The 19459-nt window shown below is 67.9% G+C and carries 17 protein-coding genes and 2 pseudogenes; 8 read left to right on the top strand and 11 right to left on the bottom strand.

Features of this window, described 5'->3' with window-relative positions; all coding sequences use genetic code 11:
• Positions 1-43: 43 nt before the first annotated feature.
• Together ACWCPM_RS00560 and ACWCPM_RS00555 are read right to left on the bottom strand one after the other, a co-directional pair.
• Positions 44-1510 (bottom strand): hypothetical protein, encoded by a 1467-nt coding sequence (locus ACWCPM_RS00560; RefSeq protein WP_450973916.1) that lies wholly within the window; start codon positions 1508-1510, stop codon positions 44-46.
• Between the two features lie 355 nt (positions 1511-1865).
• The gene (locus ACWCPM_RS00555) at positions 1866-2699 is read right to left on the bottom strand and encodes a PIN domain-containing protein (protein WP_450973915.1); all 834 of its coding nucleotides are present in this window, start codon (positions 2697-2699) and stop codon (positions 1866-1868) included.
• 353 nt (positions 2700-3052) lie between these two features.
• Here ACWCPM_RS00555 and ACWCPM_RS00550 point away from each other — a divergent pair, with 353 nt between their 5' ends.
• Complete coding sequence (locus ACWCPM_RS00550; RefSeq protein ID WP_450973914.1) at positions 3053-3973, top strand: AbiTii domain-containing protein; 921 nt, start codon at positions 3053-3055, stop codon at positions 3971-3973.
• A 202-nt stretch (positions 3974-4175) separates the two neighbouring features.
• Here ACWCPM_RS00550 and ACWCPM_RS00545 read toward each other — a convergent pair whose 3' ends face one another.
• Positions 4176-4496 (bottom strand): transposase, encoded by a 321-nt coding sequence (locus tag ACWCPM_RS00545; protein ID WP_450973913.1) that lies wholly within the window; start codon positions 4494-4496, stop codon positions 4176-4178.
• A gap of 85 nt (positions 4497-4581) precedes the next feature.
• Between ACWCPM_RS00545 and ACWCPM_RS00540 the strand changes: the two genes are divergently transcribed.
• Positions 4582-4890 carry a helix-turn-helix domain-containing protein gene (locus ACWCPM_RS00540; RefSeq protein ID WP_450973912.1) on the top strand — a complete coding sequence of 103 codons (309 nt, stop codon included), beginning with the start codon at positions 4582-4584 and terminating at the stop codon, positions 4888-4890.
• A 59-nt stretch (positions 4891-4949) separates the two neighbouring features.
• Here ACWCPM_RS00540 and ACWCPM_RS00535 read toward each other — a convergent pair.
• Positions 4950-5907 (bottom strand): annotated as a pseudogene (locus ACWCPM_RS00535) (transposase family protein).
• A 101-nt stretch (positions 5908-6008) separates the two neighbouring features.
• Here ACWCPM_RS00535 and ACWCPM_RS00530 point away from each other — a divergent pair.
• Positions 6009-6638 carry an SMI1/KNR4 family protein gene (locus ACWCPM_RS00530; RefSeq protein WP_450973911.1) on the top strand — a complete coding sequence of 210 codons (630 nt, stop codon included), beginning with the start codon at positions 6009-6011 and terminating at the stop codon, positions 6636-6638.
• A gap of 334 nt (positions 6639-6972) precedes the next feature.
• Here the strand turns inward: ACWCPM_RS00530 and ACWCPM_RS00525 are convergent, their stop codons facing one another.
• From ACWCPM_RS00525 to ACWCPM_RS00510, 4 genes are all read right to left on the bottom strand, one after another.
• Positions 6973-8805, bottom strand: coding sequence for a hypothetical protein (locus ACWCPM_RS00525; protein WP_450973910.1), 1833 nt, complete (start codon positions 8803-8805; stop codon positions 6973-6975).
• Entirely contained in the window at positions 8798-9265 is a 468-nt protein-coding gene (locus ACWCPM_RS00520; RefSeq protein ID WP_450973909.1) for an ABC-three component system middle component 2, read from the bottom strand. Before ACWCPM_RS00520 ends, ACWCPM_RS00525 begins: the two co-directional genes overlap by 8 nt.
• Positions 9262-10287, bottom strand: coding sequence for an ABC-three component system protein (locus ACWCPM_RS00515; protein ID WP_450973908.1), 1026 nt, complete (start codon positions 10285-10287; stop codon positions 9262-9264). The genes ACWCPM_RS00520 and ACWCPM_RS00515 overlap by 4 nt, the downstream gene beginning before the upstream one ends.
• A gap of 2255 nt (positions 10288-12542) precedes the next feature.
• Positions 12543-13103 carry a hypothetical protein gene (locus ACWCPM_RS00510; protein WP_450974083.1) on the bottom strand — a complete coding sequence of 187 codons (561 nt, stop codon included), beginning with the start codon at positions 13101-13103 and terminating at the stop codon, positions 12543-12545.
• 33 nt (positions 13104-13136) lie between these two features.
• Here ACWCPM_RS00510 and ACWCPM_RS00505 point away from each other — a divergent pair, with 33 nt between their 5' ends.
• Positions 13137-13592: a hypothetical protein gene (locus ACWCPM_RS00505; RefSeq protein ID WP_450973907.1), complete on the top strand. Its 456-nt coding sequence runs from the start codon at positions 13137-13139 to the stop codon at positions 13590-13592.
• Between the two features lie 132 nt (positions 13593-13724).
• On the opposite strand, the gene ACWCPM_RS00500 is transcribed toward ACWCPM_RS00505, so the two are convergent.
• Positions 13725-14261: a hypothetical protein gene (locus tag ACWCPM_RS00500; RefSeq protein WP_450973906.1), complete on the bottom strand. Its 537-nt coding sequence runs from the start codon at positions 14259-14261 to the stop codon at positions 13725-13727.
• Between the two features lie 230 nt (positions 14262-14491).
• On the bottom strand, positions 14492-15049 hold the full coding sequence (locus ACWCPM_RS00495; protein WP_450973905.1) for a hypothetical protein: 558 nt from the start codon (positions 15047-15049) through the stop codon (positions 14492-14494).
• 307 nt (positions 15050-15356) lie between these two features.
• Here ACWCPM_RS00495 and ACWCPM_RS00490 point away from each other — a divergent pair.
• The 4 genes and pseudogenes from ACWCPM_RS00490 to holA all read left to right on the top strand — a co-directional run.
• A pseudogene (locus ACWCPM_RS00490) lies at positions 15357-15947 on the top strand (ComEC/Rec2 family competence protein); the annotation flags it as partial.
• Between the two features lie 4 nt (positions 15948-15951).
• A complete protein-coding gene (locus tag ACWCPM_RS00485; protein WP_450973904.1) occupies positions 15952-16815 on the top strand; it encodes an arylamine N-acetyltransferase family protein in 864 nt (287 codons plus the stop codon).
• Positions 16816-16887: 72 nt separating this feature from the next.
• Entirely contained in the window at positions 16888-17133 is a 246-nt protein-coding gene (locus tag ACWCPM_RS00480; protein ID WP_450973903.1) for a hypothetical protein, read from the top strand.
• A 263-nt stretch (positions 17134-17396) separates the two neighbouring features.
• Positions 17397-18386, top strand: a complete 990-nt coding sequence (holA, locus tag ACWCPM_RS00475) for a DNA polymerase III subunit delta (protein WP_450973902.1) — start codon at positions 17397-17399, stop codon at positions 18384-18386.
• Positions 18387-18991: 605 nt separating this feature from the next.
• Here the strand turns inward: holA and rpsT are convergent.
• Positions 18992-19258 (bottom strand): 30S ribosomal protein S20, encoded by a 267-nt coding sequence (gene rpsT, locus ACWCPM_RS00470; RefSeq protein WP_450973901.1) that lies wholly within the window; start codon positions 19256-19258, stop codon positions 18992-18994.
• Between the last annotated feature and the right edge of the window lie 201 nt (positions 19259-19459).

Raw genomic sequence — 19459 nt, 5'->3', positions numbered from 1 at the left:
CCCGGGCTCACGGCCCGTCCTGCAGCGTCGATAATGCCTTAGGTCAGGTCAGGTTTCGCTCCAGCCAGGTCTTCGTGAGTGCCCTGATCTTGGTGTCCTGGTAGAGCCGGTCGGGGGTGCCGCGGAAGTTGCGGACGGTTTCGAGGAAGGCGCGGTCGCCGCGGCCGGTGAGCTTCGGGTCGATCAGGTCGAGCAGTTCCTGCCACTTCTTGCGCGGCCATTCGTCCTGGAGCTTGAGCCGGATCTGCGAGTTCGCGAAGGCTCGAAGGGCGATCGCCGCCTGGTAGCCGTCGAACCGGCCGATGAGCTCCTTGTAGATCGGTTCCGCGTTCCAGGCGACCCCGTAGCTGTTCGTCAGGAAGACATTGACCAGGTGGACGACGTAGCTGCGGACGGCCTGCCCGGGGATGTCTCCGTGGCGGCCGACCACGTCCTTGAGCCGCTGCGCGGCGGGCGGCTCCTCGGCATAATTGCGCATGTACGCCTCGTGGGCCCGCTTGAGGTCGTCCAGGGCCTGCTGGATCTCGGCGACACGCTCGGGCTCGGGAAGGTAGGACGACCCGCCGACCAGCTCCAGCAGTTCCCTGGCGCGGATCGCCCGGTCGGTATCGGCGTTGGCGGTGAACCGGGCGAGCTTGATGCCGACGTCGTTGCGGCCGTCCTCGCTGACCAGCGGCCAGAGGTCGGGCCAGAGCGAGCGGACGTTGTCGAGGATCTCGGGGGTCGCGTCGGCGGGGGTGTAAATGCCGAAGAGGCCGGCGGCGAGGTTGTCGGCCTGGTCCTGCTCCAGCCCGTCGAAGAACGCCGCAATCTTCTTCAGCTCGTCCTTCGGTAGCCGCTTGGACTTGATGTTGGTGAGGAGCTTGCCGATCGCGGCGACGACGTTGCGTGGCTGGATCCGGAAGACCTCCTTGATGCAGGTCTCCAGCCACTCGGCCAGCTTGAGGCCGGTCAGCTCCTCGATATTCGGATGCGCGGCGCTCGCGTGGTTGCGCATGTAGTTGATGTGGATGAGCTGCTTGAAGCCGATGTCGCTGACGAGCTTGATCTTGTTAGCGGCTTCCAGCAGCTTGTAGTCGTCGATCTGGGAGAGGTCGTCGCGGGTCTTGAGGTTCTTGCGGCGGGCGGGGTCGGTCTCGGCGAGGTCGAAGAAGTAGTCGACGTCGAAGGCGGCGACGTGGTCCCGCAGCCGGTTGATCGTCTCGTTCCAGAGGTAGTTCAGCGCGGCGTCGAACAGCCCGACCGAGCCCGCCATGATCATCTTGGCGATATAGGGCGCGTCCGCCCGTTCCTCGGGGGTGAGCTCCTCGATGACGTCGGGGGTGTTCCTGAGGAGGGTCTCGCGCTGCTTGGCCGCGACGATGATGTTGTCCGTGGGCAGCCCCCAGGCTTCCAACACCTGGAACATCAGATCTTCGAATGCCTCCAGATCCGCGCGGGCGGCCTGGACCTGGACCGAAGACTGCGGTGCGGGTACTGGCAGGTTTTCGGGGACGTCCTGGGGACTCATTTGTTCCTTTTCCGATGAGAGTTGTTCGTCCTCGCCTCGCGGCGGGGAGTTCTGCCGTCGGCCTCTGTCGCGCCCTCTGCGGCGTAGTCCGGGCGATTGTCCCGACGTCTGCCGTAGCTTCCGGATCACCCCGGAGCCCGATGTTGCCCCGGAAGCCGTAAGGGGCGGGCTGGCGAGCGATTGGGCGCGTCAGCCTGGCATTTCGGGCGATCAGTTTGTCGCATCGTGCGCGGAACGGGGAGGGAATTTCCTTTTCTGCAGGTCACCGACGCGAAGCGAGCCGAGACGGCCTTGTTCTCGTACAGCTACCGCTAGGTGGCGTGTAACACAGTGCTACTGCCGTGGTCCTTGCTTCTCAACTGGCCGTCGGTGCCTCGGCTTCTGCCTGTCGGGCGCGCCGCCGGGCACGTACGCCAGTGCCAGACCTGTCCGGGGCCGACCAGTCCGGTTCGTCCCCGGGGTCCTTCGTCGTCACCTTGGTCACCTCCAGCCCGGCGGTCCGGCCCCGGGTGTGCTGACTCGTATCGCACGTCAGCAACCGAATGCCACGGCCGGCCAGGCTTTGAATGGCCATCGTCCGGTCGATGATCTCGACATCGGGGCGGTCCAGACGCACGTGGCCGGGCGGATCGAGGACGATCTCCACGTTGACCCTGCCACGGGTCTCGCCGTCCTGAACGGTCTGCTCCCCCTCATGCAGGACCCCGTGGGCGTAGCCGTTGAGAACCCCGTCGAGGAGACCGAGCGCGTGGGCAGCACGCCAGCGGGCCCGCTGCTTGCTGGCGTCCTTGAGGTCGTCCAGCTCATCGACCACCACGATCGGGAACAGCAGGCGCACGAACTTCCAGCGCGGCACGTCGAGCACCTCGTGCAGGTCGACGTCGGCCAGCTTCACCTCGTTCTGGATGTAGAAGCTGGAGTCGGCCACGACGAACTCCTCCTGCTGGATCCACCGGCCGATCCTCGTATCCAGTGCGGCCACGGCCGCCTCGAACGCCTCGATCCGCTCAGCGACCTCAAGTTGGACCAAGCCGTTCACAAGGCGCTGCTGGGCGCCCCCGGCGAGCATGCCGCAGCTACCCAGCAGCGCCCGGTAGCGGTCGGTGAACACGAGCTGGTCGAGGTCCCGGTCGCTGATCTGGGAGCCAAGCATCTGCGCGGACTCCGTGGCCCACTCCAGATACGTCACCAGCCCCCTCAAAGGCGCTGCCGTAGGGCTGTCGCAGGTTCATCGCCGTGGTGTGGACGCCGCTGAGGGCCTGGCGGATGTTCTTCCGGTTTGTGCCGGGGAGCGGTGTGATGAGCATGCTGTGATCCTGTCAGCAGGGCCCGCGGGGGCGCCTCGGGCTTCCGACGTCGCAGGATCTCCAGCAGCACGACCGCGGCCCAAGTAGTCACTCAGCGCTACAAACCACTTGGCGGCGGAGACTGTCGTGGCCACCGAAATAATCGGCACAGATGTGTCGGACCCGCGTGGTACGACTGCAACCCAGCAGAGTTCGAGCCGACGGGCGGTCAGCAGTGGGGCGACAGGAAGAAGCGATGCGCGTTGCGGACGAGCTCTTGGCTGACATCGAGGTCAAGCGGCTGAAGACGTCCGAGATCGTCCTGAAGGCGAGCAGGCTCGCCCGACTGGTCGGCCACACCGAGTTGACGGAGTTCCTCGGGTTCGAGCGTAACGGGTACCCGACCGACGGTTCGGCGAGGATGTGGATTGGACGGGCGGGCCGCTGGGCCGACCGGGAAAAGGGGACCTTCTACACTCAACCGATCGCGAAGGTGGAGGCCCAGGTCGAGTCCGGCCAGCTCGCCATCGACGCCATGCGCGGCGGCGGCAACTACTCCGGCGACATGATCGTCTCTGCGTCGCGCAACCATGACGAGCGGATCCTCAAGTCCTCAGCCAACCTCGGCACGTGGACTGGGATCTGCGGGCAAGTCGTCGCGACCCTCTACGACATGGTTACCGAGATCTACCACGAGCTCCTGTTCAGCGAGCTCCAGGCGAGTCTGTTCGCGGATACCCAGGAGAAGGTCGACGGGTCGTTGGCGGCGGCGAGCGGGACTGCGCTCGAAAAGATCGAGCGCATTTCTGACCGCCTCCGGGACGGCGACCCCGAGTCTGTCAGCCAGGCCCTCACCACCTGCCGCCGGTTGATCGACTCCTCTGCGGACTACGTGTTTCCGGCCCGGGACGAGCCGTACAAGATCGGGGACGAGGTCAACTTGAAGGTCGGACCGCAGCAGGTGCTGAACCGGCTCCAGGCCCACACCCACGCCTGCGGGGCGTCTAAGAGTCGCAGGGACCGGCTACGTCGGACCCTGTCTGATCTCTACGACCGGTGCTCTGCAGGCACTCACGCCGAGGTCACCATCGACGAGGCCCGTTTTATCTTCCTGCAGGCCTACATCGCCCTCGGCGAGATCCTGACCCTGAGTGCGCCTGAGGACAGGGAATCCTGACACTGCCTTAGGCTGCAGGAAGAGCCTTGACGGCACGTCGGTATCGAACTGCTCCGGTCCTTCGCTGACGCGGGCGCCCAGTGCCTATGCAGGTCCGTACGACGGCGTTGTCGGTGGCCACCGTCTCCGGCCTCACCCCGCCGTCGAGGTTGAGTCGGGTGTCCGGGCCCCCAAAGGCGTTGTGTTTACTTGACGATTAAATTCAGGTCACTTGCCCAGGTTCGATTTCTGCTGCGAACAGAACGGCTGCTGCCTTGAGGATGCCATTAAGGCGGCGAAGGTCCGCGTTCTCCTTCTCAAGCTGACGGACTCGGGCATTGACACTTGCAGCAGTGTGGGGATTTCTGCCAGCTGCCGCATCAGCCTTGTTGACCCAGTGTCGTAGCACCTCCGGGTGGATCCCAAGGAGCTCTCCCACCTGCCTCACGATGGCGGAGCGTCCGGGGCTGGCCGGTCTCATATCAATAACCATCCGCACTCCCCGCTCAATCAATTCTGGTGGGTACTTCCTCGGGGCGGGCATAGACGCTTCCTCTCCAAGCGGCCTGGCTTCACCGACGGCCGTCCCTTGACTCGGCAGGCCTAAAGCGCAGCACTCAGCGCTGATTATGCACAACTGTTCATGGCGGTCAAATGGGCGCAGATGTCAAGTCGGATCCGTGCCCCACTTTGATCCGCCCGACCCCCTCCTCCACGCCTTCGGCATGCATCTGCGTCGGTTGCGCGAAGCTCGTGGGCTCACCCTTGAGGAGCTCGCCAGCAGAAGTGGGATGAGTTTCCGCGGAGTGGTCTACATCGAGCACGGACAACGCAACCCAAGCTTGACCACCTTGCTCAACCTTGCGCGCGGCTTGCAGGCCGAACCTTCGGTGCTCCTCGCGGTTTTCGATGGCCGTGACTGGGGCGACAACAACTAACGGCCTGACCCGCGATTGAGATCAGGTTGTGCTGGCCTGGTGGCTCGGCTGATGGTGATTCAGCAGGCCGTCGCGCTGGAGGGCACGAGTTCTGTGCTCGTCTTGCGCCGGGTGGCCCGCCGGGCTGCGCGGTCGGAGACAAGCCCGGCGATGGCCCGGTGGGTGTCGCCGTAGTACTCGCGGCGTCCGGTGTATCGCTGGAGGGGACGCCACTGCCGGTGTTCTGCGTTGGCGTGCTCGACGCAGATCCGGCGGGAGGACTGGCGGCGGCGCATTTCGCGCCATCCGTAGCGATCGCTCAGCGGCCCGTCGTCGAGGTCCTTCGGCTTCCTCGGCGGGGCGAAGATCTGGTCGGGAAACTCGTTGGCCAGGCCCCGGTAGCCCTCGTCGACCTCGGCTTTGACCGTCGGGCGTTGGCGGAGCTGCTCGGCGATGCCTTCGGTGCGCAGAGCGGTCTGGTCGTGCATCCGGCCGGGCCGCTCGGCTCCTGACCACAGGGTGCGGCCCTGATGATCGCTGATCGTGGTCGTCTTGATGGTGTTCTGCCTGCGCTTGCCGGAGATGAAGGCACGCCTGCCGGGGCGGTTCGCCTGAGGGCGGCGGACCTGGGTCTCGGTGCCGTCGAGCCGCAGCGTGACGTCCTCGGCCTCGGTGTAGGCGAAGACGTCCTCCTGAGTACGAAGCCGGATGCCAGGCCGGTTGGGCACCGCGAACCCGCGCGTCGCCAGCAGCGCACGGATCCCGCCGATCGACCGCCCGATCGTGGAAGAGCCCATCCCGTAGATCACACCGAGCGCCTCGTTGGGTCAGCCCAGTCCGCAGGTGAACGAGCGTCACCAGCACCCGGTCGGTGAAGACCAACTTGTACTTCGGCCCGGCGCCGGCCTCCCGCTTTCGGGCCCCGTGCCGCCGCTCGTGCCGCCCTGACTCACACCGTACTTCCCATCGCGGCGCGAGTTCGGCGATCAACTCGCCAAGGTGCTGTGCCGAAATACCGCAGAGCGCGCGGTGAGCCATGACGGCACGGGTCTTCTCGATTTTCACATCCCAAGAACAGGCACGACCGTCGTCATGTCACGGCGCAACACCGTGGATCGCTCGTGTCTACCCTCACTCGTATGACGATCGACTGGATAGCGGAAGCCGGACGCGTGGAGCGGGGACGCCGCTTCGATGAGCTGAGCCGTCCGGCTTGGGAGCAGTACAGGTCTCCAGCACCACCGCCGTTGTCCGAATCCGAGGTTCGTGAGGCGGAGGAAGGGCTGGGGATCACGTTCCCGGTCGAGTACCGGGACTACCTGCTCCGGCACAGTGCCGGCGGCACTGTGAATCGCTTGTGCCGAAGCACGGCAGGGTGGGGCTGGCACGGAGACTCGAGCACCAACTACGACCTGCTCGCCACGGCTTTCCCCCATCCCGACTCCTACCGTACTTACGAGGACGAGCTGGACGACCGTGAGCCGCTCGAGGAAGACTTCCCGGACCACGACGCCTACCAGGTGGCGTGGAACAACTGGGACGCTGAGTACGCGGTGCTCCAAGAACGCAAAACATCCGGAGCTGTGTTCATCCAAGAGAACGGCTGCGGCTTCTCCACCCTGCTCATTGTCACTGGCCCGCACCGGGGCACGATGTGGTTCGACGGCCGGGCCACTTGCGACCAAATCCTTCCACTGAGCCTGGACGATCGACCCGTGTCGTTCACAACCTGGCTCGGCCGGAGCTCCATGGATCTGCTCGACTGGTAAATGCCGCGGAGCCGCCACCGGGCGGGTGCGGCCCGGGGCTCACGGGCAGGCACCACCGAGGGGAACCCGCAGCCACATCAATTGTGGGTCAGGCCGTAAGGGGCGTATCGCAGGGGGCGGCCTTGCGGGTGCGGTCTGCTGTCCCCGTGGCAGCTGTGAGGCGGTGGTGGCGGCCTCATAGCAAGGTTGAGCCCAGGGTCCTGCGGTCCGCGAGTTTGGCCGGGGGAGGGCGGTTGCGTGATTTGCCCGCACCCGTAGACGTAGCGGTTCTACTCAGGTACCAGAGCCTTCGCTGCGGCAGAGCAGGCCCTGCAGATCGTGGAATCGATGGGGTTCACGGGAGGAAGCCAGGGCGGCCATCGGCGGCGGTGAAGTTGTAGGTGGTGGCCTCGGAGAGGACGCCGAGAGGTGGATCACCGTTCTCGATGATCACAGCCTGGCCGGGGAAAGCGAGCATGTCTTCGTAGAAGCGGTCCACGACGGTGGATGTGATGCGCACGTCGGGTAGGTCGGGGTCCTGTGGGGTGTTCTTCACTGGCTGGCGGTAGGTGACCACGGGGGAGTCCAGGACGACGAAGCCGAGGTGGGGGAGGTCTCGTTCAATGCAGAAGCGGGCCAGTGAGGTAGTGAAGGCCGAATGCAGCACGGATCGCACGCCCTTGCCACGACCGGCGCGCGGGCGGCCGCCGGCTCGGATCTCGGCGTTGTACTGGTCGTACCCGGAGTTGTCGACTGCCGGTATTTCCCAGCTGCTCAGGGTGCGTTGAAGGACCGAGTCGAAGTCGTTGACGACCCGGGCGGCGATGTACTGAGCAGGCCGGGCAGCGGGCACCGCCCCCTCCCCGTCCAGGCGAGAGCGCTTGTCCTCAAGTTCCGCGATCCGCGCATGCAGTTCCAGCCCCCGCTCGATTACAGATCGTGCGTCCAGCAGCTCTTGAAGGCCCTCACGGAGCGGTGCGAGCTGGCCCTCCGCTTCAGCGATGAGTTCATCCAGCGCCTCCAAGTCGACCTTGACGGACTGCCAGGTCCGGGCGATTTCTTCCTGTTCCCGGGCGAGGTCGGCAATGGTCGGCAGGAGGTCGGTGAGCAGGGTGGTCGTCTTCGCGGCCTCCGCCTGCACCGCAATGTGGAGCTGAGTGGCCTCCTGCTGGCTGTGGCCGGGGTGCTGATGCTCGGGATCCGCTCCACAAAATACGCAGGTTCCGACCCGGAAGTAACCGAGGATGCTGCCAGCCTCGTTGACCATTACCAAACGCTCCAGATCGGAGCGGTACTGGTCCTCCAGCAGGCTAAACCGTCCCAGCAGATCGCTAACCTCAGCCAGCCGCTCGTCTAGCCCAGCAAGACGGCGGGCGTGTGTCATGCGCTCGCGTACCGCTTCGCGGTGACCTTCGTCGGCCGCGCGCAGGGCAATGTTTTGCGCGTCGATCGCGGTTTTGACCCGCGCCAGGCGATCCTTAAGATCGCGCTCAGACTCGTCCGACTCAAGCTTTGCGTACAAGTCGATCACGAGCTGGTCCAAGAGGTTGATCTGTCCCCTGTTTACACGCCGCTGTCCCGCGTTGGGCCCGGTGTCGACGGGAGGGTCTCCCTCCCCGGTCAGGAGGAACCGCATGACCGACGTCTCCGCGGTGCGGGTGCTGGCGGTGCCAGTGCGCAGGACCGGGGAGGGCATGGCGATCATGCGGTCCTCCGTAACCACGGACAGATGCGCCAGATCGGTCAACGCCAGGGAGCGGGTGCCACCGGCTTCGTTCTTGCGGATAAGGACCTCGTCCAAACCCATAGCGCGCATCAGGTGAATCGAGAGGCTGTTCTTGCTACGGGCGTTGTGCACCGAGTTCACGATGGCGTCCGCCGGGCGGTGAACCAGGTCGCGGAGGTCCTCGCGATGCAGATGCGTGGAGTTGGTGCCGGGGCGCCGGACGAGAGTGAGGGGGCTGCCATCGGGCAGCAGCAGCCCAAGGAGGATCTGGGTGTATCCCTCGGCTTCGTCGACCATTTCCAGCTGGGCGCCGCCGAGCATGTACTCGATAGACCTGACGATGAAGGTCTTCCCGGTGTCGGAGGCACCGTAGATGGTGGTCAGTTCGGGGCCGAAGACGATTTGCGCTGATGGCTTGCCCGAGCCGGCGTAAGTGAGGTGGACCAGCTGGAGACTACTCACGATGGCCCTCGAACGGGCGGGAGGTCACGCGGGCGGGGGGAGCCGTTAGCAGGGACTGGGTGGCGGCGCGTACATCGATGTCCGGGGCCCATTGGTGGACGGCCCACTCGGCGCGCTCGCGGAGCCGCAGGACGTACGGGGCTTCGAGAACGTCCACGAAGGCCGGGCCGCGTTCCGTGGCCCGGTAGACCAGGCCGGTCCCGTCAGCTTCGAGTTCGGCCAGGCCAGCGCGGATGAGCACCAGAAGTGCCTGTTCGAGGACCGTGCGCTTCAGGCCGAGCTCACCCGTGCGAGCTGGCAGATCCGGGTGCAAGCTGGGCGGTCCGTCGAACTCGGCGCTGTGCAGTACGGCATGGTCTAAGAGCGCGAGCTGGGCCAGGTCCAGAGCATCGGGATGGCTCTCCGAGAGCAGCACCAGTGCTCGCACGCCGATCTCCAGCGAGCTGTTCAGCGGTTTCATGTCCCTTCTCCCTCACACCACGTGATCTCGTTCTCGTTCGCCAGGTGATGACATACCCCGGTACGGTCCAGAGGTCTCACGTGCTGAGCGAAAACCGTCTGCGTCAGCCCGGCACTGATCGCCTGCGAGGTGACGGCATGTAGGCGCTTCCACCCCGTGGGATGGTCATCCCTCGCCACGTCGACCACAGCGTCATATATGTCCTTGACAATGGCCTCGAAATGACCTTCGGGGTATGCCTCCTCGCCGAAGCGGCGCAGAGACTCGGCGCTGAAAAATGCTTCACGCTGGTGGCGCAAGTGCGGGCCAGCCGTGGGGTGCTGTGCAATCTGGGTAACGGTGCTGGCGTCACTGGGCCAGCGCTCGGCGTAGACCTGGACGAGCTGCTGCACGTAGCGGGCCTCGCGCGGCTCCGGCTTCTCGGGCGGTGCCATGACGGCCGGGCGAGGCGGGGACTCCGGCGGGAATCGTTTCACCCAGAAGTCAGTAGTCTTGTGCTGTTCGAGCATCTTCTTCATGTTGACGGTCTGAAAGATCTCGAACGGCGTATCTGCCGCCAGCTCCTCGGCCTCGCGCCTCAACCGCGGGCCCAGGTCGGTGATGACCTTGTCCGTGGTTTCGCGCAGCACCTCCACGAAGTTCTTGCGGGTACCGACCGGGCGTTGCAGGGCCTGCTGCAGGCTGGGGCCGATGGACGGGGCGACGAAGGTGTACTGCTCCGGCACGATAAACTGACCGGTGACCACGCCCGCAAACATCTTCCGAATCTCACCCGCGGCGGTGCTCCAGGCCAGCGTTCCCTTGTAGCGCTTGCACTGGTAGTTGTGCCAGGGACCTTCCAGGCCCTGGCGGGTGAGGAATGCGGCCACGTCGATGCCGTGGTCGCCAGCCCCTCCCTGGCGCTCCACCCGCACGTACAGGCTGTCCAGCGCGGGCACCCACTCCTCGACGAACTTCTCGAACTCGTCGGGGGGGTAGGTGAAGACGATCTGCTCCGGCGACGGCATGGCCGGAAACTGCATGGCCGTTGGATAGTTGAGGATGAGCGACGGGCCATCAGCCCGGCTGCCTGCCCCTCGCGATCCCTGACTCGGATCCAACATCTCCCCCTGTATGCCGCCGCCATTTTCCGCGATGAACCCACTAGAGATATCACTGGCAGGTCGTTCACGAAAAGACGACAACCGAGCGAATAGGAGTCAGGTGCCAGTGTGAACCGTTCCGGGTTCGATAGGGACTCGGGCCTGTACCGAGTTGTGCGGAGTACCGGGACGCGGACGGCGTCGGCCAGTGCCACACCCGCTCGCGGGATCTCGTCGTCGCGCATCGTGTCGAAGTCCCGCCCGGGCCGAGGCCAGGAGGAGCGTCAGCGCCCACCCCGAAAGCGTAGTGGCTCCGGGGCGAGCGACGCGGGCACCACGGAAGCGGACCCCGCTCGGGGCGCTGTATCTGACGGGCCGACAATTGTTGGTTCCGGCGCGTACTCTGGGTGGTGGAGCGCACCGATGTCGGTGACCCGCACCAACCTCAGTGGACCGATCCCGGTTCGGGGTGGCCAGTACCGCGATTCCCGTGAGGATTCAGCGGTGGCCGGGTGATGGTGATCTGGCCAAGGTGGTCGCAACGGCCCAGTGCCCTGCAGTGGCGGGGAGGCGGTACGGCGGCGGCACCCACCTCTGCACCTGCGGGAGGCGGACCCTCTCTGCGTCCCGATCCGTTCAGGGAATGCGGCGAAAGCCCCTCCCTGCGTACGAAGGCAGAGGTGCGGTATGTCACCGCGTCGTCCCAAGCGCCCTGTCGGGCGCTTTCCCTATCTCGATGATCCCGAGTACCGGGCCCAGTTTGTCGAGGCCGGCCTGGCCGATCCCCGGTGCACCCTCGACCGGGGCGCGCTGGAGCGCATGGCCACCGATGCCGTCAATCTCAAGCCGCTGATCGCGGCGAGCGGGAACAAGGCCACCGGCGTAGTCGTCCACGGCTTCAAGGACGCCGCCGTGCACCCGGTGCTCACCGAGCACGGCACCCTCTACCAGATGAGGGTCCAGCAGCCCGGCATCGCCAGTGCGATCAACCAGTTCAACATCCGCTTCGCCTACGACGTCGCCCAGAACGCCGCCGTCACCACCCCGCGCGTGACCCCGGTCGCGTCGCCGGACGGCGGACAACTGGCGGTTTTGGAGGTTGAGTTCGCCTCCGAAGAAGCGCTGCTGGAGCACCTGACCTTCATCGAGGGCCGGCTGAGCGCGGCGGAGAAGGCCCGCAAGTACGACCTGAAGGCGGACCTCGCGGTCTCGGGCCAGACCGAGCCGGCCACCTACCACATCGTGCGCTACCGACTCGGTGACCAGGTCTGGTACGTCACCGTCTCGACGGCCGGGACGAACCGCACCTTCCACCGGCACAGCCTGCTCGGACTCCAGCCCGCCGTCGGACTGCTCGGCCTGCCGCAGAAGGTCCTCGGCGGAGCCGAAGGCCAGCGCTGGCGCAACCCGGCCGACTGGCGGGACCGCTACACCGCGCAGCTCAACAGGTACGACGGTGTCGATCCCCAGGACATCGAGATTCCGGCGGACGACCCGGAGAAGGCCAAGGAGGCGCAGGAGGCCCGTGCGTGGGCGGAACTGGCGGCCTCCGCGTTGCCGGTGGCGACCACCGGCGCCGTCTTTGTCATCGGCTACGTGCCGGCCGCCGGCAACCGCCCGGACTTCGACGCCGCGCTCGCGTCGACCAACCTGCGCACCCACCTGCGCGGCCCGCTCGACTTCTCCGGCCCCAACCAGGCCATGGCGTCCGGGCGGACGCTGGCCGACCACGCGTTCGCGGACGACGCGATCACGGATTTGGAGCACGCGGTCCTCACCGGGGCACGCCCGGCCGCAGACCTGCACGACGACCCGCGCGAGGCCGTGGTGAATCTCGTCCGGTTGGCGGACCGGGTGGTCTTCCCCAGCGACATCCCCAGCCTGCGCCGGACAACCAAGGTCCTCGTCGAGCCGTCCCCGACGCGCCTGCAGACCAAGCACGCCCAGAGCCGCGGCGAGATCCGCAGCGCACTGCTCACGGCTGCCGTCGGCGGGGTCGACCTCCCGGCCGCCGCCATGGACACCCCCCACCACGGCACGGTGCGCAACGGCATCGTCACCACCGGGCTGTCCGCCGCCGGGCTGATCGCCGCGGCGACGGCGGCCGAGCCGAGCGAGAGCCGCGACGCGGCCCGCGCCGAGCTGGCGCACATCGCGGTACCGGGCCTCGTCAACGGCAAGGTGCTGCTCGGCTCCTACGGGTCCACAGGCGACCGCCGGACGGTTCCCACCAAGCTTGCCGCGGCCCGCGTCACCGACGAGGGGATCAGGCTGTTCGTCGAGGCCATCGACGCCTTCGCCGAGGTGATGCAACTGCGCGCCGGCCGCGAGATAACGCCGCAGGCGGCCGCGGCGCCTGGCCGCCTGCGCAAGGTGGTCAGCTGGGACACCGACGAGGCGGACAAGCCGGCCGACTCGGTGTGGTTCACCAAGCATTGGCCGGTGGAGAACAACAACTCCGACTCGGGCGGGGGAGCGGGCACCGCGTCCAGACTCTCCGACAGCGAGCAATGGACGGACAAGGTCAAGGACACCCTCGGCCGGGTCACGGCCGCGAAGAAGTCCATGACGGCGCTTTCCACGCACTTCAAGGAGATGCACTCCCTCGTGGGACCGGGCAGGGATCTGACCGCCGACGAGCGGCAGTCCTGGGAGGACGAGCTCGACACGGTGAAGTCCCAATTGGACGACGCCCGCGAGTACCTGAGGAAGCTGCGGTACCGGCCGGCCGACACCGTTGCCACGAGCGGTGACATCACCGACTTCGCCTTCGCGGCGGAGGAGTCCGAGTGAGCGGCCTCCTGTCGGGGGCGCGTCTGGCGCAGGCCGCCGCACCGCCGCCGGGCCCGGTCCTGCGGCCAGTGCACGTCCAGCTTCTCGCTCGCGCCCTGGGCGGCTACAGCAGCAGCGCCCCGTACTGGTCACTGGTCGACACTGTCGAGGCCTTCTGTCCGGGGCTCTACCTCGTCGCCGACGCCCACGGACGCATCGTCTGGCTCGGGATGGCGGCCGGCGACCAGGGGGTGACCGGGCGGATCAGGAAGCATCTGGGCGAACCCTGGAAGCGCGCCGTCTTCCACCGGGTCTGGGTCGCCTCCGCCTACGACCAGATCTCCCGGCCCGCTCTGGAGGCCGCCGAAGGCTGGGCTGCCGACGCGCTGGATCTGCGTGCCCGGATGCCGCACCGCACCTGGCCGTCGTCCACCCACTGGCAGTTGCTCGTCGGCCGTCAACCTGTGGTGTGACCGCGTAGAGCGTGGGTCTGGGACCGCTGCGCTCCCGGACCCACGCCCGCCCCCGCTGTCCAATGGCCATCGCAGCCCTACAGCCGAGCTTGAGCGGGGACAGTCGGGGCTGGGCAGCCCGCCGGAGCGCTCTCACAGCCCGAACGCACGGCGGATCTGCTGAGCGAGATCTTCAGCGAGAGAGACAGCCCGATTCTCCGCGCTGACCGTCCGCACCAGAAACAGCATCGCCGGCCTATAGGCAACCAGCGTCCAAACTGGCTGGCCAAAAGGACCCGGCGCCGTCGGGACGAGCGCTATCGCAGACGCCATCTGCGACGCATTCTTTAGTGACGGCCAGTCGCTGGTACGGGCATCGAGAAGGGGCACGCATACCTGCGGCGATGTGAGGAATCCCAGCAGGAAGTCGGCTCCCTCCGACGGGACGCTGTAGTTGCACAGGGCAGAGAGAGCCCCTGTGGCGTTGGAACCCCGGTACCAGGCGGCGGTCCCGCCTTCCGGCGACGGAGTGCCACCAACCAACTGTTCCAAGGAAGCGGTGCTCAGTTCATCCGGAGCCATACTTTCCTGGACAGTCGCCTGCTCCGTCGTCGTCAGACGCAGATCGGTTGCACTGATCTTCACGGAACGCCGGAACGGGAACTCAGGGTCCCCAATGTCGACGATCAACGAGGCAGCGCGGCAGTAGCTACTCGGTGGGCTCGTCATCGGGCTCACCTCCCGCTTCCAGTACGCCCCTCATGCTCGGAGGCGCCAGCGGGAAGTCTTGGCCGGGCTCGGGCCAGCCAGAAGCGGCGGTCAGCCTCCCGGCCTGGTGAGCCCAACAGCCGCCACAAAATGGTCTTGGCCGGTGAGGGCTTCCGCAGCGTGACGTAGAGCCGTCATACGCACGGGTCTCCTTATGCGGCCCGGCGGTAGCGGTCGCCGTGGTGGCGGTCGAATACCCAGTGGTGCGCTTCGGGGGGTTCGCCGCAGTCTTCGCAGACGCCGGGGCGCAGGGCCACCTCAAAGTAGTTGTGAGCGAAGCGGCCGGGGCCGTCGTAATCGCGTTGCGAGGCGCTCTGGCACTCCTGGCCGGGCCAGCAGCGGCCGCAGCAGTCGTGACGGAAGATGGTCGGATCTACCTTCTTCGCACATCCCATGTGACTGCACACGAAGTAGCCGCCTGCATGGTTGGTCCACCGGCGGGTGATAAGTAGGTCGGTGTCCTCCTCCGCTTCCTCATCCGACGCGGAGGGCGCAGTCGCGCGGGGGGTAGAAAGGGCGATGAGGATGATTCCGGCCACTGCAACGGCCACGCCTCCGATCACAACACCTGCTTGGCGCACGTGCCCGAGGCTGTTCCATCTGCCGGCGATGCGCTGGCGCAGGGTCCGTTGGTCGTCGCTGCCGTCTGGCTGCGGGTCGGAGGGCCGAGGATCACCACTCTGGGATGTCGAATCGTCCGGCGCAGCCATCTGACGGGCCGTCCTCTCTGCTCTGGGAATCGGAAGTTTAGAGGCGTCCCAGGGACAGCGGCAGCCGATAGTTTCCGTTCGGATGTGCCCCGAGGGAAGGTGCCTTCCACGCCTCCGGGGCGCAGGGGGCTTCCCGGGCCATGCCAAGCAGCACTTGACTCATATGCCTGACACCAGGGCGTAGCGCCTGACCTGCGTAAAGTGCTTCCGCACCCTAGATAACCACGACCGCGGCCCAATCTGCGACGTCCGTTCTCGCAAGTGGACGTCGACTCTCATGAGAGTTCCGAACGGTGGAGAATGCCTCCACGCCGACCACGTGGCCGGGCTGCCCGGCGTGCTGCGGGGACGGGCCGTGGGAGCGATCCAGACGACCGGCTTGGAAGAGCCGGTGGGCCAGGCGGAGTTCGTCCACCGACAGGCGGCGGCGCGGGCGATCCCGGTCACCCATGCCCGGGCCGGTGAGCAACGGCGCACCGGGGACCTTTCCTGGCAGGTCCTGTGGCCGCCGGGACCGCTGTCGCCGGAGGAGGACCCGAACGACGCCAGCGTCGCGATGCTCGTACGGTCGGCGGGAGTGCGGATGCTGCTGCTCGGGGACCTCGAACCCCCGGCACAGCAGGCTCTCCTGCGGACCCCGGCGGCCGCGCTGGTCGGCGGCGTGGACGTGCTGAAGGTCGCTCATCACGGCTCCGCCCACCAGGACCCGGAGCTGATACGCCGGGCCGCGCCACGGGTGGCGCTGATCTCCTCGGGCGCGGACAACACGTACGGTCACCCGGCTCCCAGTACGGTCGCGGCACTGCGCGCCGGGGGCGCGACGGTGCTGCGGACGGATGTGGACGGGGCCATGGCGGTCGTGGGTGCGGGCGCCGGGTTGCGCGTGGCGCGAGACTGAGGGCATGAATTCCGCACAGGTCGACGCGTATCTCAGCCGCCTCGGGGTCCGGCAACCGGCATGGCCCACCATCGACGTCCTGCGTGAACTGCAGCTGCGCCATCTTCAGGTGGTTCCCTTCGAGAACCTGTCGGTCCACCTCGGCGAGGAGATCGTGCTGGAGGAGAAGCGGCTGCTGGACAAAGTGGTGGGGGCGCGCCGGGGCGGGTTCTGCTACGAACTGAACGGGGCCTTCGGGGCACTGCTCGCCGCGCTGGGCTACGACGTCTCGCTGCTGGCGGGGCGGGTCCACGGGGCGGGAGGGCGGCTCGGGATCCCCTACGACCACCTCGCGCTGCGGGTGCGGACGGTGGACGCGGGGGAGTGGCTCACCGACGTCGGGTTCGGCGCGCTCAGCCACTACCCGCTGGTCTTCGAGGAGGGGCGGGAACAGGAGGACCCCGGCGGCGCGTTCCGGATCGCCGGGGCGGGGCCGGACGCGGCGGGCGGGCGGGGCGCCGTCCCGGCCGCCGGCGGGACGGGGCCCTTCGACGTGGATCTGGTGAGGGACGGCAGGCCCGTGTACCGGCTGGAGACGCGGCAGCGGGTGCTGCGGGACTTCGTCGCCGGGGCCTGGTGGCACAGCACCTCTCCGGAGTCGCATTTCGTGCAGTCGCTGGTGTGCTCGCGCATGACCGAGGACGGTGGCCGGATCACGCTCAGCGGGCGGCAGCTGAAGGTGACGGCGCCGGACGGGACGAGGGACACCCGGGAGCTGGCGACGGACGAGGAGGTGCTGACGGTGTACCGGGAGCGGTTCGGGATCGCCCTGGACCGGGTGCCGGTGGTGAGGGGAAGTGAGGGTGGGGGAGGGGGAGGGGGGAGGTGACCTGGGCGCTCGTGGGGCGGGAAGGGCGACCTGTGTGGTCGCGTGTCCGGGCGGTGCCGGAGGATGGCCGGCGTGAGTGATGTGAGACATGTGCTGGTGCTGCCCGACCGTGATGCCGCGGAGGAGGCGGCGGAGGCGCTCGCGGAGCGGTTCGGGCTCAGGGAGGAGCCGCTGCTGGTGCGGGACGCGTTGGCCGGGGAGGACGACGCGGAGGACGCCCAGTGGCTGCTGGTGCTGCGGGACGAGGACGGGCGGCTGGACGCGGGCGAACTGGACGAGTTCGCGGCGGAGTGGGAGGGGTGGCGGGAGGAGCCGTAGGTCCTGGGTGCCGGTGGCGGGGCGAGTCGTGGGCTTGAGGGCTGGTGGCGGGGCGAGTCGTGGGCTTGAGGGCTGGTGGCGGGGCGAGTCGTGGGCTTGAGGGCTGGTGGCGGGAGGAGTCGTGCGTCACCGGTGCCGGCGTCGGGGGAGTCGTCGGTCCGAGGGGGGTGCGGGGTGCTCGCACCCGTGGTGGGGCCTGGTCCCGCCGCTGGTCCTGGCGGCTGACGGGGTCGTTGTCGGTGGCGCGTGGGATGCTGTGCGCGATGGCCAGGAAGACTGCTCAAGACGACCCTCTCGCCCCCGTGACGCTGGCCGTGGGCCAGGAGGACCTCCTGCTCGACCGTGCCGTGCAGGAGGTGGTGGCCGCCGCCAGGGCCGCCGACGCCGACACCGACGTGCGTGACCTGGCGCCGGACCAGCTCCAGCCGGGCACGCTCGCGGAGTTGACCAGCCCGTCGCTGTTCGCGGAGCGCAAGGTCGTCGTCGTGCGCAACGCGCAGGATCTGTCGGCCGACACGATCAAGGACGTGAAGGCGTATCTGGGAGCGCCCGCCGAGGAGATCACGCTCGTGCTGCTGCACGCCGGCGGAGCCAAGGGCAAGGGGCTGCTGGACGCCGCGCGCAAGGCGGGGGCGCGGGAGGTGGCCTGCCCGAAGATGACCAAGCCGGCGGACCGGCTGGCGTTCGTCCGGGGCGAGTTCCGCGCACTCGGGCGCTCTGCGACGCCGGAGGCGTGCCAGGCGCTCTGCGACTCCATCGGCAGCGATCTGCGGGAGCTGGCCTCGGCCGTGTCCCAGCTGTGCGCGGACGTGGAGGGCACGATCGACGAGGCGGTGGTCGGGCGGTACTACACGGGGCGGGCCGAGGCGTCGAGCTTCACGGTCGCCGACCGGGCGGTCGAGGGGCGGGCGGCGGAGGCGCTGGAGGCGCTGCGGTGGTCGCTGTCCACCGGCGTGGCGCCGTTGCTGATCACCAGCGCGCTCGCGCAGGGCGTGCGGGCGATCGGGAAGCTGTCGGCGGCCCGGGGCGGCCGTCCGGCCGATCTGGCGCGGGAGCTGGGGATGCCGCCCTGGAAGATCGACCGGGTGCGGCAGCAGATGCGGGGATGGACGCCCGACGGGGTGTCGGTGGCGCTGCGGGCGGTCGCCGAGGCCGACGCGGGCGTGAAGGGGGGCGGCGGTGATCCGGAGTACGTCCTGGAGAAGGCGGTCGTGACGATCGCACGGGCGGCGCGGTCGCGGGGGCGTGCCTAGTGCCGCGTCAGCCGAGGTCCGCCCCGTCGCGACGCCCGGCACGCCCTCTCGCCGCACCGGCCGAAAGCCCGAGTACGTCCAGTACGAGGGCTTCCGGCCGGCACGCCGAGAGAGCGCACCGGACGCCGCTCCTCACGGGCAAACCTTGACTGACGCGGCACTAGCTCGGTGTTCCCTCGTGCGGCGGGCCGAGGGCGGCTCGGTCCTCGACCCGCGCGGTGGAGTGCGGCCCGGCCCCTGTCCTGCGGGCCGTGCCGCGACGCGGGGCCGACGTGACGGCGTCCGTACGGCGTGGATGCAGGGCTGACGGCGTCCCGACGGAGGGGATGTGGGGCCGACGTCAGGGCGGCCTTCCCACGGCGAGGACGTGGTGCCGACGGTGAGCCCCGTGGTGGCGGGTGCATGACACCCGCGGTGGCGGGTGGCATGACGAAGACCCCGGTGGGTGCTCTGGGGAAGAGTCGGCGCCGGGGCCTTCGGTTCAAGCTGCTGGATCCGCGCCCGCGTGGCGAACGCAGGCCGCGCGCGGATCCGGGGGTGCCGGTCGGGGGCGGATGAGAGAGGGCCCGCCCTGGGTCCTTCCGGCGATCAGATCAGTGCAGGGTTCAGCCCTTGAGCGCGGTGACCTTGGAAGCAAGCGCCGACTTCTTGTTGGCGGCCTGGTTCTTGTGGATGACGCCCTTGGAGACGGCCTTGTCGAGCTGACGCGCGGCAGCGCGCTGGTACTCGGTGGCCTTCTCGACGTCACCCGCGGCAGCGGCCTCGCGGGCCTTGCGGACCGCGGTCTTCAGGGAGGACTTGACGGCCTTGTTGCGCAGCCGGGCCTTCTCGTTGGTCTTGATCCGCTTGATCTGGGACTTGATGTTCGCCACGAATGAGCCTTTTCAGGTTCAGGCGCGGGCCGGAAGGACTCCGGGACCCTCGCCAGGTGATTTCTTGGGATGCGCCTCGCGCTGAGAGGGCATGAGGCACAGCGACCCACGGTACCAGCGGCGCCCCCGGTGGCCCAAACCGGACCCCGGTCGCCGCCCATGGGACCATGGAGGCTACGTGACGATCCGACCCGAGGCACA

This window comes from Streptomyces sp. NPDC002309 (genome assembly GCF_053593375.1).
This window is presented reverse-complemented; position numbering and strand designations above follow the sequence as displayed.